This is a genomic window from Plantactinospora sp. BC1, from assembly GCF_003030345.1.
In the GTDB taxonomy this organism is placed as follows: domain Bacteria; phylum Actinomycetota; class Actinomycetes; order Mycobacteriales; family Micromonosporaceae; genus Plantactinospora.
In genome coordinates this window covers 3,861,774-3,875,818 of the sequence record NZ_CP028158.1, presented here as the reverse complement: position 1 = coordinate 3,875,818, position 14,045 = coordinate 3,861,774, and the positions used below count along the sequence as shown (strand labels likewise).

General features: G+C 70.1%; 8 protein-coding genes and 2 pseudogenes. 5 read left to right on the top strand and 5 right to left on the bottom strand.

Translation table 11 applies throughout. The annotated features are described in order from the left end of the window. The first annotated feature begins 5 nt into the window (after positions 1-5). The gene (locus C6361_RS16750; RefSeq protein WP_107268293.1) at positions 6-1,463 is read left to right on the top strand and encodes a potassium/proton antiporter; all 1,458 of its coding nucleotides are present in this window, start codon (positions 6-8) and stop codon (positions 1,461-1,463) included. A gap of 977 nt (positions 1,464-2,440) precedes the next feature. On the opposite strand, the gene C6361_RS16745 is transcribed toward C6361_RS16750, so the two are convergent. The 4 genes and pseudogenes from C6361_RS16745 to C6361_RS39225 form a co-directional block, all read right to left on the bottom strand. Continuing rightward, entirely contained in the window at positions 2,441-3,970 is a 1,530-nt protein-coding gene (locus C6361_RS16745) for an ABC transporter permease (RefSeq protein WP_199853373.1), read from the bottom strand. 104 nt (positions 3,971-4,074) lie between these two features. Further along, positions 4,075-4,914 carry an ABC transporter ATP-binding protein gene (locus C6361_RS16740; protein ID WP_107263108.1) on the bottom strand — a complete coding sequence of 280 codons (840 nt, stop codon included), beginning with the start codon at positions 4,912-4,914 and terminating at the stop codon, positions 4,075-4,077. Then, positions 4,835-6,000, bottom strand: a pseudogene (locus C6361_RS16735) (Na+/H+ antiporter NhaA). The gene C6361_RS16740 and the pseudogene C6361_RS16735 overlap by 80 nt, the downstream one beginning before the upstream one ends. 115 nt (positions 6,001-6,115) lie before the next feature. After that, positions 6,116-6,334: pseudogene (locus tag C6361_RS39225) on the bottom strand (Na+/H+ antiporter NhaA); the annotation flags it as partial. 545 nt (positions 6,335-6,879) lie between these two features. Here C6361_RS39225 and C6361_RS16730 point away from each other — a divergent pair. From C6361_RS16730 to C6361_RS16715, 4 genes are all read left to right on the top strand, one after another. Continuing rightward, positions 6,880-7,932: a beta-propeller fold lactonase family protein gene (locus tag C6361_RS16730; RefSeq protein ID WP_159079356.1), complete on the top strand. Its 1,053-nt coding sequence runs from the start codon at positions 6,880-6,882 to the stop codon at positions 7,930-7,932. Between the two features lie 390 nt (positions 7,933-8,322). After that, the gene (locus C6361_RS16725) at positions 8,323-9,015 is read left to right on the top strand and encodes a TetR/AcrR family transcriptional regulator (RefSeq protein WP_107263106.1); all 693 of its coding nucleotides are present in this window, start codon (positions 8,323-8,325) and stop codon (positions 9,013-9,015) included. Between the two features lie 106 nt (positions 9,016-9,121). Continuing rightward, positions 9,122-10,039, top strand: a complete 918-nt coding sequence (locus C6361_RS16720) for an ABC transporter ATP-binding protein (protein WP_107268291.1) — start codon at positions 9,122-9,124, stop codon at positions 10,037-10,039. Then, positions 10,036-11,694: an ABC transporter permease gene (locus C6361_RS16715; protein ID WP_107268290.1), complete on the top strand. Its 1,659-nt coding sequence runs from the start codon at positions 10,036-10,038 to the stop codon at positions 11,692-11,694. The genes C6361_RS16720 and C6361_RS16715 overlap by 4 nt, the downstream gene beginning before the upstream one ends. 341 nt (positions 11,695-12,035) lie before the next feature. On the opposite strand, the gene C6361_RS16705 is transcribed toward C6361_RS16715, so the two are convergent. Beyond that, complete coding sequence (locus C6361_RS16705; RefSeq protein WP_234359531.1) at positions 12,036-14,033, bottom strand: cytochrome c oxidase assembly protein; 1,998 nt, start codon at positions 14,031-14,033, stop codon at positions 12,036-12,038. Positions 14,034-14,045 lie beyond the last annotated feature (12 nt).

Genomic DNA, 14,045 nt, shown 5'->3' with positions numbered 1-14,045 from the left:
CCGGGATGATCGGTTTCGCCTGGGTAGTCGCCCTGCTGTCGCTGGCCGCGATCGCCGCAGTACTGTCGCATCGGGTCAGCGACCGGTTGCACGTGCCCGCGCCGGTGGTGTTCCTGCTCGTGGCCGCGGCACTGTCGGATCTCTTCCCCCAGCTCGGCAAGCTGTCGACCGGGACCGTGCGGCACGTCGTGACCGTCGCGCTGGTGTTGGTGCTGTTCAACGGCGGCATGAACATCGGCTGGCGCCGGCTACGCGGCGCGCTGGCGCCGGTGCTCTGGCTAGGTGTGCTCGGCACGGTGCTGACCGCGCTGGTACTCGCCGGGCTCGCTCACTGGATCTTCGGTTTTGGCTGGCTGGCCGCGCTGCTGATCGGTACGGCGCTGGCGCCGACGGATCCGGCGGCGGTCTTCTCGGTGCTGGGCCGGCGGGAGATCCTGGGCCGGACCGGCACGCTGCTGGAGGGGGAGTCGGGGGCGAACGACCCGGTCGGTATCGCGTTGATGCTCAGCCTGCTCGCCGCCGGCTCGGCCAGCGGCTGGGGTGCGATCGGCATGGGGATACGCGAGTTCGCCCTACAGATCGTCGTCGGGTTGCTGGTCGGTGTGATCGGCGGGTATCTGCTGGTGCTGCTGATGCGTCGGGTCACGTTGCCAGGCGAGGGCCTCTACCCGTTGCAGGTGCTCTTCGCCGGCCTGGCGATCTACGGCCTGGCCACTGTCGCTCGCGGGTCGGGATTTCTCGCCGTGTTCCTGGCCGGCATCCTCGTCGGTGACGCGCGGGCGCCGTACAAGCGGGAGATCGAGCGGTTCCATGAGGTGTTGGCGAGTTTCGGGGAGATCGTCGCGTTCTCCGTGCTCGGGCTGGTGGTGTCGCTGCGGAGCCTGCCGGAGGGCAACGCCTGGCTCGTCGGGCTGGTCCTGGCGGTGCTGCTGACCCTGGTGGTGCGGCCGCTGGTCGTCGGGACGCTGCTGCTACCGGCCCGGCTGCGGTGGGGAGAGCGGATCTTCGTGGCCTGGGCCGGCTTGAAGGGTGCGGTGCCGATCCTGCTCGGCACCTTCATCCTGACTAGCGATCTCTCTCAACAGTTGCGGCTGTTCGACATCATCTTCGTGGTCGTGGCGTTCTCGGTGATCGTGCAGGGCGGGCTGGTGACCGTCGTGGCCCGACTGTGCCGGGTGCCGATGCGGGCACTGCCGCTACAGCCGTGGACGGTCGGATTGCGGGTTCGGAACGAGCCACAGGGAACCCACCGGTACCACGTTGGCGAGGGCTCGCCGGCCGTTGGACGCTCGGTACGGGACCTGAGCCGCGACGAGGGCGTGTGGGTGAGCCTGCTGACCCGCGACGGCGAAGCGGTCCCGGTCAACCGGGACACCGTCCTGCGGTCGGGAGACGAAATTTTGATCACCGTGGACCCGGACGAGCCAGACAGGTCCGCGAGGCTGTTCCGCCCTGGACGATGAGCAGCGCATCTGCTGGCGACAGGACAGTTCTGACAGCGATACAAAGTTAGAAAAGGACGGCCTCTGTTGTAGAGGCTGCTCGATTGGCTTGCGCTACTAGGGCGCTTGACAGAGCAAGGGGCCCGATGTTGACTTACGGATATGACCTCAGCAGAAGAACAAGAATCGTTAGCCCGGTCGAATGTGACTAACCGCCGGATCTTTGTTTCGTGGTGGTACCACGCGATAACCGGCGTAATCGCAGGCGCTGCGGTCGCGGCGACTGCTCTTCTGCCGCAGCAGATCGCAGGTCCCTCTCTCACTGCCGCAGCCCTACTCGTGGCAATTACTAGCCGCCTCGCGGGCAAAGCCTCGGGAACTCGTCTGCCTGTCCCGGCCAGCGTTGCCGGCATCGGTTTCTTGGTAGCCCTGACGGTCGTGGTGATCGGGTCCTTGATCGTTGTATGGACCGTGGTGCGTCCTGGCGGTCCTTCCTGGCTCGCCTGGATGCTTGCCGCTCTCGTGTTTGTGGTGGCACTCAGCGGGACATGGGTGGCGAGGGCGGGGGCGGCGGCATAAAGCTGTTCGTCGGTGAAATTGCACGTTGACCCGCCCGGCCCGGTCGAGGCCAACACCTCGTCTCCGCCAGTACTCCACGCCTGCGGCCATTGCCGTACCGAATTCTCCGACACCCGCAACCGCTGCGCGATTACGGTCGGCTCACCCTGGGCGAGCATCTCGGCCGCCTGGCGACCTACCGCTTCTCGGCGCTGCCGGGCGGCCCGCACTCAGACCACCGCGATCGGGATAACTCACTTTACCGGTCTAGTAGATCAACCCGGCCGATTCGGCACGACACGCCGAGCAGCCTCCACAACAACCCTCGACCTTTCAATTTCTGTTGCGCAAGCTTCGGGATCACGCAGATGGCCCCAATGGCGGTCGCATGCGATGTCCTCGTATCCCGGCGCGATGGGGTGTCCTGTGGTGCGTGATGGCTATCCGCGCAGGTCACGACGGTGGTAGCCGATGGCGCCTAGGGCCGTGAGCGCGGCGGCGAGGATCAGCATGGTGATGGTGGCCGGCCAGTTCGGTGGCTGGTCGGGGACCGGGGCGAGGTGGGCGAACGGGGACAGCCGGCCGACCCAGGGCGGTGCGCCGGTGCTGTCGGCGGTGACCTGGAGGAGGAATCCGCTGGCTGCGGGCAGCGCGCCGACGAGCGCGACCGCGCGGGGTAGCCAGCCGAGGGCGAGTACGGCCGCGCCGAGGCAGAGCAGAGCGATGGGGAGCACGTTCGCCGTGCCGGTGAGGGCGGCGCTGAGCGGCAGGGGTGCGTCGACGGTGGTCGCCCCGGCCCAGGTGGCAAGGCCGGTGACGATGGTGAGGATCGCTGTCCCGCAGGCGGTGACGGTCATCTCGGCGGTGAGCAGTCGGGTGCGGGTGACGGGCTGGGCGTACAGGAGGGTGAGCCGCCGGTTTGTTTCGTCGGCGGCGAGGGCGGCGATACGGATGGCCGCGAAGACGCCGACCGGGATCGCCAGTAGCGCGAACAGTGCCGCCACGTAGCCCTCGATCGACCCGAGAGCGTCGAATCCGGCCTGCGCGGCGAGGTCGGCGAATCGTGGATTGTCGGCGAGGAACCCGGTCATGGATACCGCGAGCAGGCCGATGAGCAGGAAGTAGGCGCCTACTCCGGTCGCCCACCCGAGGAGGGGGCGTAACAGGCGTCGGGTCGCGAATCCGGGTACCGAGCCGAGCAGCCGCAGCCGTGGCGGCCGGCTCGCCGAGGCGGCGAGCCAGCCGCCGCCGACGTCCCGGCGGGCTGCCATCGCCGTGACGGCGGCGATCAGTGTCGCGGCGGCGACCGCCAGCACCACCAGCGGCAGCGCACGGTTCGCCTCGTACGGTCGGGAGAGTGCGACCAGCCCGAACGGTGACAGCCAACGCAGCCATCCCAGGGCGTCGACGCCGTCGCCGATCATCCGCACGATCAGGCCGGCACCGAGCGTCGTGACCGCCGCGCCGGTTGCCGCGCCGCGGCTGGCGAAGACCTGAGCCGTCAGCGCGCCGGTGGTGGCGAAGACCATCCCGGTCAACGCGAGTCCTGCCCCGTGCAGCAGGGCACCCTGGGGTGCGGTACCGACCGCGGTGAGGGTCCCCGTCGCCGCCAACCCGGCCAGCAGCGCCGTGGCGAGTACGACGGTCAGGTGTCGCGCCACGATCGAGGCGAGCGAGAGACGGCCCGCGGCCAGCAGGTCCCACCGGCCGGCGTCCTCCTCAGCACGGGTGATCCGGGTGGCGACGAGGAGCGCCCAGACGCCGACGAGCACGCCGAGGGCCGTGCCGGTGCGCCAGACCGTGAACCCGCCCGCATCGTCGAGGGCGACCGGTTCACCGAACAGGGTGCGGATGGCCGGGTTGTCGGCCAGCGCGGCGAGCGCCTCGGCGTCCAGCGCGTTGCCGACGGTGCTGGTGTAGGTGGCGGCCACCATGGCGGACATGCCGGCCAGCACCGCGATGACGATCATGCCACCAGGCCGGACCTGCCGTACGGCGAGCCCAGTGATCGCCCAACCCACCGTTCGAGTCGCGGGCACCACCGGGGTCTGTCCGATGCGGGCTCCGACGGCGGTCACCGCGAACCGTGCGCGTAGTAGTCGAGGAAGATCTCTTCCAGGGTCGGCTCGTGGACCTGCAACGCGGTCACCTCCGCCGCGGCCAGCGCCCGCAGCGCCGGTGCCGGCGGGCCGGTGAGAGTGAACCGGAGCCGGGACGGTCCCACCACCTCGACACCCTCGACGCCAGGCACCTGCGACACCTCCGGTGCCGTGCCGGCGAAGGTCACCTCCACCTGACTGCGGTGCAACCGACGCAGGTCCGGCACACCGGCGACCTCGACCAGGCGCCCCGCGCGCAGGATCCCCACTCGATCGCACACCGCTTCGACCTCGGCCAGCTGGTGAGAGCTGAGAAAAACCGTCTGCCCGCGCTGCCGGGCGTGCCCGACCGCATGTTGGAACTCGCGTTCCATCAACGGATCGAGGCCACTGGTCGGTTCGTCCAGGATCAGCAGTGGGGCTCGGGCCGCGAACGCGGCGACCAGCGCGACCTTCTGTCGGTTCCCGGTCGAGTACGCTCGCCCGGGCTTCGACAGGTCCAACGCGAACCGGTCCACCAGTTCGTCGCGATAGGCGCGGTCGACGCCAGGGCCGGTGCGACCTAGCAACTCCAGTGTTTCCGCGCCGGTCAACGTGGGCCACAGCGCCACATCGGCAGGCACGTGCGCGATCGACCGGTGCGCTACCGCCACGTCGCTCGCGTCGGTGTCGAAGATCCAGGCGTGGCCGGCGGTCGGTCGGGCCAGGCCGAGGAGGAGCCGGATGGTGGTGGATTTACCCGCGCCGTTGGGGCCCAGGAATCCGAACACCTCGCCCGCCGGGACGGTGAGATCGAGCGCGTCCAACGCGGACACTCGGCCGTAGCGTTTGGTCAGGGCTGCGGTGCGAATGGCAGGGGTATCCACGGAAGCCTCCGAGATCGACAGCGGTCACGACTGCCGACCAGACTTCCCGGCGCACCAGGGCAGAGCCTACGCCCACCCGTCGATATGAGGAAGGCCGCCGGTCACCCGTCGGATCGGCGCCATCTGACCGATCGGCGTACGGATCTCCTCGACGGCAGCCCATCCGACGAGCAGGAGGCGGTGGGTCACAAGCGGCGTTGCCGGCGTCACCCCCGCGACGCGTCCGCCTCGTACACGTCCGGCACCCCGTCGGCGTCGGCGTCGCGTTCCTCGACGGCGCGGATCTGTCGGTAGTGCCGGTTGCGGGCCCGCAGGACAGGGTGGCCAGCACCGCCGACAACACCGACCCGAGCAGGACGCCGATCTTGGCGTGTTCGTCGCGTTCGCTGCCGGCCCCGAACGCCAGTTCCCCGATCAGCAGCGACACGGTGAACCCGATCCCGGCCAGCAGTGCCAGCCCGAACACGTCCCACCAACTCAGCCCCTCGGCGAGGCGGGCCCGGGTGAACCGCTGGACCAGCCACGTTGCGCCCAGCACACCCACCGTCTTACCGACGACCAACCCGACGGCGATCCCCACGGTGACCGAGTCGGTCGTGCTCGCCCCGAGCCCACCCGCGCCGACGGCCGACACTCCGGCGGCGAAGAACGCGAACACCGGCACCGCGACACCGGCCGACAACGGTCGGAACCGGTGCTCGAAACGTTCGGCCAGCCCGGGGCCGGGCTCTGGCTTGCGGCGAATCACCGGAACCGTGAACGCGAGCAGCACTCCGGCGACCGTGGCATGTACCCCGGAGGCGTGTACCAATGCCCAGGTGACCACCGCCAGCGGCAGCAACAGCCGCCAGGACCGGACCCCCGCCGCCCCAGCAGCCCGAACACCGCCAGCGGGAGCAGCGCCAACAACAGTGGCAGGAAGTGCAGGGCTCTGGTGTAGAACACAGCGATGATCACGATCGCGAGCAGGTCGTCGACCACGGCGAGGGTCAGCAGGAACGTCCGCATCGCCGCCGGCAGATGCGTGTTGATCACGCCGAGTACCGCCAGTGCGAACGCGATGTCCGTCGCGGTCGGGATCGCCCACCCCGGTCAACGCCCCACTGGCGCCCGCGTTGACCAGGGTGTAGATCAGGGCGGGGACGATCATTCCGCCGAGCGCGGCGGCGACCGGCAGCACCGCCCGGCGAGGTTCACGCAGATCGCCAGCGACGAACTCCCGCTTGAGTTCCAGTCCGGCGACGAAGAAGAAGATCGCCAGCAGGCCGTCGGCGGCCCACTGCGCCAGCGTCAGATCCAGATGCAGGGCGGTAGGGCCGATCTGGAAGGCGCCCAATGACCGGTAAGCCTCTGCCCACGGGGAGTTCACCCACCTGAGGGCGATGACCGCGATGCGGCGGGCCGCTGCCGGGCTGGACCATCGAGTGCCTCCGAGGCGGTCGGGAAATGAGCCGCCGACCAGACTTCCCGGCACACCACCGCCTACCCCTCGCCGATTTGGATCAACCCCCGTCCGCGAGAGCCGGCCTGCCCTTCGGGTGCTACCGCGCAGGGCGTTACTCCGCTGCTGGCCCGCCACGCCAGGCCGTCTGCCTCCCGGGCGAGGAAGTAGGGCGGGCAGGCAGGCGACGAGACCCTTCGGGTGCACGCCTTTCCGTCTGTGGGCGGCATCTTCCGGCTAGTTCCGCCGCACGGGTGTTTGCAGGGCTGGAGCAGCGCAAATGGCGCCGACCGCCGCAGCGGCTCGGTAGCCTCCCAAATGGGAAAAAATACTCGTATTACTCGCGGAGCGGAAGAAGGGTAATCATGCTTCGAAAGAGGATGATACTGGCGGCTGCCCTCGTCAGTTTGATCGGCGGCGCCGTCGCCGCGGCTCCGGGGTCCGCCAGCGACGAACCACACCGACACGAACGCGTGGAGGGCCTGGTCTTCGTCCAGACGAACAAGCCGCTCGGCAACACGATCCGGGTCTACCAGCGCGGCGACGGCGGCGAACTGAGCCTCGCCGGCGAGTTCGAGACCGGCGGACTGGGTGGCTCCACCCTCAACCCACCGGTCGACCCGCTCGCCTCACAGAGCTCCCTAGTCTACCGCGACGGGCTGCTCTTCGCGGTGAACGCCGGCAGTAACACGGTGACCCTGTTCCGGGTCGACGGCTCCGAACTGGAACGCCTCCAGGTGATCTGGTCCGGTGGCCTGCTGCCGGTCAGCCTGGATGTGCGCGACGACCTGGTCTACGTGTTGAACGCCGGCGGCGAGGGCGTCGTCCAGGGCTACCGCCTCGACGACTACGAACTGGAACCGATTCGGGGCGCCCAGCGGTCGCTCGGCCTGGACAACCCCAACCCGCCGCCGTTCGGCGACGCCCCGGCCCAGGTGGGCATCGACCCGGAGGGCGAGGTGGTTCTGGTCAGCACCAAGAGCCACAACATCATCGACGCGTTCCGCATCGAGCGCGGCGGTCGCCTGTCGGAGGAGCCGGTCAGCAACCCGGCTGAGGGCATGCCGTTCGGCTTCACCTTCGACCACCGCGGGGGCCTGATGGTCACCCTGGCCGCGACGAACGCGGTGATCCGCTACCGGCTCGACGAGGAGAACGGCAAACTGACCGCGGTCGGCCCGGCGGTCCCGAACGGCCAGATGGCTAGTTGCTGGATCCAGCGGGTCGGCGACTACTACTACGTCGCCAACGCCGGCAGCTCCACCCTCAGCAGCTACCGCATTGACGAGGACGGACAGGTCGTATTGGTCGCCGCGGTCGCCGCCAAGGGCGACGGCGGGACGATCGACATGACCACCAGTGGGGGCTTCCTCTACGTGCAGAACGGCGCCGCCGGTACCGTCCAGGGCTTCGACGTCCTCGACGACGGCTCCCTGAAACTGGTCAACACCACGACCGGACTCCCCCAGGCAACCAACAACGGCGGCATCCTCAACGGGATGGAGGGCATCGCGGCGACCCCGTGACTCCACGACACCCGACGCCGGCCCTGGCAACCACCAGGGCCGGCGTCGATGCGTCCCCAGAGCCGGCACGATCGCGCTCGACGTCTCCCTCGAGTGCATGACGAAGTACCGACCCCGCCGCCAACGCCTTCGGCGCAACAATCGTCCATCAGAGGGTGGAAGCCGGCACCAGCGGACGAGCCGCCGGGCACAACCCCAGCACTCGTCCCAGGCACACGAGGCGGCGGTCGGCGCTGGTCGTCATCCGCTGGCCGCCCGACGGCACCTCGCCGGACGTCTTCCGCTGGCGCGGGCCTCGGGCCGAACGGCTGTGTGGGCAGTGCGGGCCCCGACAACAGGCCGACGGACAGGGCGTTGCGCGCACGTTGAACGAGTGTTTAATCTGGTGTCGTGGCGTCGAACGGCGTGAGGTCGGACAGTCACGATGGTGACTTCACCACCGTGAGCCGAATCCGTGACGCCGCCATCGCACGATTCGCTCGGGACGGCTTTCGCGTCGGGCTGCGTACCGTCGCCGCCGACGCTGGTGTCACCGCCGGTCTGGTCGTTCACCACTTCGGTTCGAAGGACGGGCTGCGTCGCGGCTGTGACGAGCACGTGCTCGCAGTGATGCGTGAGGAGAAGGCGAAGGCGTTGACCGACGGCACCGGCGCGATGCTGCTGGCGCAGATGGCCGAGGTTGAGAAGTTCGCGCCGATGGTGCAGTACGTGCTGCGCAGCATGCAGGCGGGCGGGGATCTGGCGCTCAGCCTGATCGATCACATGATCGCCGACGCGGAGGAGTACCTGTCCGCGGGTGAGGCGGCGGGAGTGATCCGGCCGAGCCGGGACCGGGCCGCCCGGACGCGGTACCTGGCCTATCAGGCGACGGGCAGCATGGTGCTGTGGTTCACCCTGCACGGGGCCGCCGCCACGCCGCAAGAGTTCCCGATCCTCTTCCGCCGGTACATGGAGGATCTCGCACTGCCGGCGCTGGAGTTGTTCACGCAGGGTCTGCTGGTCGACCGGTCGATGCTCGACGAATACCTGATGTACGTGCCGGATCCGCCGACGGCAGGCGACGCAGGCAACGCCGCACGCTAGCCACCGCGCCCCCTCGGCGGGGCCGTTCTCCTTCCGCGAACCTTCGCGGCTCCACGACATCGGGTCCCAGGCTGACCTGGGCTTTCCTCAAACGAGGTCAACGACGATGACGCCTGCAATCGACATCCAACACATCGACAAGTCCTTCGGCCGAGTCAAGGCCCTCGACGGGCTCGACCTGCAGGTCGAAACCGGCACCGTGCACGGCTTCCTCGGCCCCAACGGCGCCGGCAAGTCCACCACCATCCGGATCCTGCTCGGACTACTGCGCGCCGACGCCGGCCACGCCCGGATGCTCGGCGGTGACCCGTGGGCGGACGCGGTGACCCTGCACCGCCGGCTCGCGTACGTCCCCGGCGACGTGGAACTGTGGCCCAACCTCACCGGCGGCGAAGCGATCGACCTGTTCGCCCGCCTCCGCGGCGGCACCGACCCGGTCCGCCGTGACGAACTGTGCCAACGCTTCGACCTCGACCCGAGCAAGAAGGGCCGCACCTACTCCAAGGGCAACCGGCAGAAAGTGGCCCTGATCGCCGCGCTCGCCAGCGACGTGGAACTGCTGCTCCTCGACGAGCCCACCGCAGGGCTGGACCCGCTGATGGAGGCGGTGTTCCAGGAGTGCATCCGCGAGGCCAAGGACGCCGGCCGCACCGTGCTGCTGTCCAGCCACATCCTCGCCCAGGTCGAGGTGCTGGCCGACCAGATCTCGATCATCCGTCAGGGACGGATCGTCGAGACGGGCTCCCTGACCGATCTGCGTCACCTGACGCGTACCTCGGTCGACGCCGTCACCAACCGGCCGGCGGACGCGCTGGCCGACCTGCCCGGCGTGCACGGACTGCGGTCCGAGGACGGCCACATCCGCTTCGAGGTCGACGGCGACCACCTTGCCGTTGTGGTCCGCCAGCTCGGCGACCTCGGCGTGCAGGCACTGGCGGTCCGGCCGCCGACCCTGGAGCAGCTGCTGCTGCGTCACTACGGCGACCAGCGCGCGCACAACGGTGCGGCGGAGGTGGCGCAATGACCACGACGACAGTCAACCGGCCGACGTCCGCCCTGGCCAGCCACGGAACCACCGTCACCGGGACCTGGACTCTGCTGCAGTTCATGCTGCGCCGCGACCGGATCCGCTTCCCCGCGTGGACGCTGGGCCTGTCGCTGCTGATGACGTACTTCGCCACCGCGTTGGACGCCATCGTGCAGAGCCCGGAGGATCTGGAAGGGCTGAGCGGCTTCTCCGGCAGCCCGGCCGGGGCGCTGTTCGGCGGACCGGGCTTCGGCTTCGACGACCTGACCATCGAACGGTTCCTCGCCGGCCAGTACGGCCTCTACGTCGCGATCGGCGCCGGCCTGATGGGCCTACTCACCGTGGTGAGACACACCCGCGTCGAGGAACGTACCGGCCGGGCCGAGCTGATCCGGGCCAATGTCGTCGGCCGGTACGCCCAGCTCACCGCCGCGTTGACGCTCACCGCCGTGATGGCGGTGCTGGTCGCGATGCTGATCGGCGCGATGATGATCGGTCGGGGCTTCGACGCCGGCGGATCGCTGCTGTTCGGTGTCTCTATCGGGGCGGTGGCGTTGGCCTTCGCCGGCATCGCCACGGTCACCGTCCAACTGTCGGAATATCCCCGAGCCGCCTCCGGAATGGCCGGCGCCGCGCTCGGGGCCGCGTTCGTGCTGCGCGGACTGGGGGACATGGCAGCGGTGCAGGGCAGCGGCCCGTCCTGGCTGTCCTGGCTGTCCCCGATCGGCTGGTCCCAGCAGACCGCACCGTTCGTCCACGACCGCTGGTGGCCACTGGTCATCTCACTGACGTTCGCCACCGCCACCGCCACCGCCGGCTACGCCCTGTCGGCACGCCGGGACTTCGGCGCCGGCCTGGTGCCGCCCCGACCGGGCGCGCCACGAGCCGCCGCCTGGCTGGCCAGTTCGTTCGCCCTCGCGTTCCGGCTACAACGGGCCAGCCTGATCGGCTGGAGCGCGGCGCTGCTGGTCGCCGGCCTCGCCTACGGCTCCTTCACCCAGCCACTGCTCGACGGCTTCGCCGACGCACCCGACGACCTGATAGCCATCATGGGAGGCTCGGACAACCTCCTGGCCGGCTACCTTGGCATGATGGGCCTGACCATGGCCCTCACCGTCGGGGTGTACGCGGTGCTCGCCGTGCAGGCGCTCCGCGCCGAGGAAGCCGATGGACGCCTCGAACCGGTCCTCGCCACGGCGGTGAGCCGCCCACGGTGGATCGGCAGCCACGCCGCCGTGACGGCCGTCGGCGTACCGTGGCTGCTGCTTGTCAGCGGTTTCGGCATGGGGATCGGGGCAGCGGCGAGCACGGGCGACGGGACGCTGATCGGTGAGCTGCTGCTCGGCCACCTCGCCCACACCCCGGCGGTCTGGCTCGTCCTCGCCACCGCCACCCTGCTCTACGCTGCGGCGCCGAGAACGCTGCCGGCGATCTGGGTGGTGCTCGGCTACGGGCTGATCGCCGGCTACTTCGCCCCGATCCTCGACATCCCCGACACGGCGCTGCGCCTCTCACCGTTCGAGCACATCGGCGAGTACCCACTGCAGGATGTCAACGTGGTCGCGGTCCTGGTACTGACGCTACTCGCCGGGCTGCTCGTCCAGACCGCCGTGGCGGCATTCCGCCGCCGTGACCTCGTCAGCAGCGCCTAGGAACGCGTGCGGTCAGTCGGACCGGCCTGTCCGACCGGCCCGGCGACGTCCCGACCTCCGCAGCCCGGATGATCCCACCGCCCCGAGACGGTCTCCAGCGCGGCCGGCACCCAGATGCTGACCGTTCCTGCGCGGCAGGGACTGCGGATCGCGACCCTGCTCTACGACGGGTCGAGTACGACCCGCAGCCGCCCTACGACACCGGAAGTCCGGAGAAGGCCGGGCCGGAACTCCAGCAGTTGGCGCTCAAACTACTCGCCGACGCCGCCCGGTAGCCGTCAGGAACGGGCCTCCGCGTTCTGCCTAACGTGGGCGGATCCTGGTCACGCGGCGAACGCCCGCTAGTGCGGCTCCCGGCCAACGCCTCCGTTCCGGCCGGGAGCCTGGCCGTCGTCGCCCTGGCCGCCGTCGACCTGTGCGGTGGCGTGCAGGAAGGCGTTGTACCGGGCCAGGTCGTCCTCCTCGCCGGTGGCGTCGGCGCGGTCGGCGGCCCGGTCGAGTCGGGCCTGTTCACGCTGGTCGGCGCGGATCCACTGCCGGACCAGGATGATCATGACAACAGCGGCGGGGAGTTCGCCGAAGGCCCAGGCGATGCCGGCACCGAGGCGCTGGTCGACCAGCAGGGGCGACGCCCAGTCGGGATGCACGGCGGTGTACCAGTCCGGCGCGATGACGGTGGTGGACTGCATCAGGACCAGGCCGAAGAAGCCGTGCGCCATCATGGCCGCGAAGTGGATGATCACCAGCAGGGGTGGGGCGGGTCGTGGCCGCCCGGGGTCGATGCCGATGAGTACCCAGAAGAGCAGGTATCCGGCGACGACGAAGTGGGTCAACATGGCCAGGTGGCCGAGGTGGTAGCGCATCAGGGTGCCGAGCAGGTCGCTGAAGTACAGGCCGAAGAGGCTGGCGGTGTAGATGCCGAGCGCGACGAGTGGGTGGGTGAGCAGCCGGAGTGGCCGGCTGTGGATGAGCAGGAGCAGCCATTCCCGGGCGCCGCGCATCTGCCGGTCGGCGGGGCGGCGCAGTGCCCGTAACGCCAGGGTGATCGGGGCGCCGCCGACGAGCAGGATCGGCACCGCCATCGACAGCACCATGTGCTGCACCATGTGCGCGCTGAAGAGTGCGTAGGCGTAGCGGGCGACGCCGAGGTTGGTGATCGCGGTCAGCAGCAGTACCCCGACCAGCCAGCTCGCGGTGCGCGACGGCGGCCAGCGGTGTCCGACGCGGTACAGCCGCCACACCCCGGCCAGGTATCCGGCCACCGCGAGGACGCCGACGGTGAGGAAGAACAGGTCGGGCAGCGGGTCGCCGAGCAGTCGGGCCGGGGTGGGCGGGGCGGGTGGGGTGAAGCCGAGCAGTTCGACCAGCGGGTCCGCCTCGACCGGGTCGGTCGGGATCGGGGTGGGGCTGCGGGACAGCGCCACCGCCAGGCCGAAGGTGGCGGCGAAGAGCACCAGTTCCCCGGCGGCGAACCGGGTGAACGCGGCGCGCCGCCCGGCGTGCAGCGCGGGGAGGGTACGGCGGCGGTGTGCGGTGCCGAGTCCGCCGAGCAGCAGCAGGGCGGCGAGTTTGCCGACGACCAGCCAGCCGTAGCGGGACTGCCAGAGCTGGTCCCAGGCGCCGAGGCGTACCCAGGCGTTGGTCAGGCCGCTGACCGCGACGGCGGCCCAGCAGCCCAGGGCGAGCCGGCTGTACCGGGCGGCCGTGCCAGCGAGCAGGCGGTGCCGGCGCACCATCAGCAGTGCGGCCAGCCCGCCGACCCAGACGGTGGCGGCGAGTACGTGCAGGGCCAGGCTGGTCACGGCGACCTGGTGGTTGCCGGCACCGGCGGCGTGCCCGGTGAACGCGGGCGGCAGCACCGCCAGCAGGGCCAGTACGGCGGTGGTCGCGGCGGCCGCTCGGGACACCCCGACCCAGGACAGCGCGGCCACCAGCCCGGCCAGTCCGGCCTGGAGCAGCAGCGCCTGTCCCTGGGAGATCGAGGTGGCGAAGCTGACCACGGTGGCGACGCCGAGTTGTGACGGCGGGGCGCCGAGCAGGTCCGAGACGGTCAGCACGATCAGGACGAGGGCGGTGGCCGCCCAGCCGGCGGCCAAGGCGGTGACCCGGCGCAGCAACAGGTATCCCGGTGCGGAGACGCTGGGCCCGTCGCCGGGCAGCAGGAACCCGGCGGTCACCGCCAGCCCGACCGTAAGGGTGGCCAGTACGTCGAGCAGCAGTCGTATCACCGGCAGGCCGTAGCTGGTGACCGGGCCCGGGTCGGGCAGGCCGGTGACCGTGGTACTGGTCAAACCGTTCCCGGCGCCGAGCGCGAGCAGGAGCACGCCGAGCCCGGCCACCCCCGCAGCGAC

What these genes read in the sequence shown, in the direction of transcription:
- C6361_RS16720 (WP_107268291.1), top strand. Translation starts at nt 9,122, where the DNA reads ATGACGCCTGCAATCGACATCCAACACATCGACAAGTCCTTCGGCCGA.
- C6361_RS16715 (WP_107268290.1), top strand. Translation starts at nt 10,036, where the DNA reads ATGACCACGACGACAGTCAACCGGCCGACGTCCGCCCTGGCCAGCCAC.
- C6361_RS16745 (WP_199853373.1), bottom strand. Translation starts at nt 3,970, where the DNA reads ATGATCGTCATCGCGGTGCTGGCCGGCATGTCCGCCATGGTGGCCGCC.
- C6361_RS16750 (WP_107268293.1), top strand. Translation starts at nt 6, where the DNA reads ATGATCGGTTTCGCCTGGGTAGTCGCCCTGCTGTCGCTGGCCGCGATC.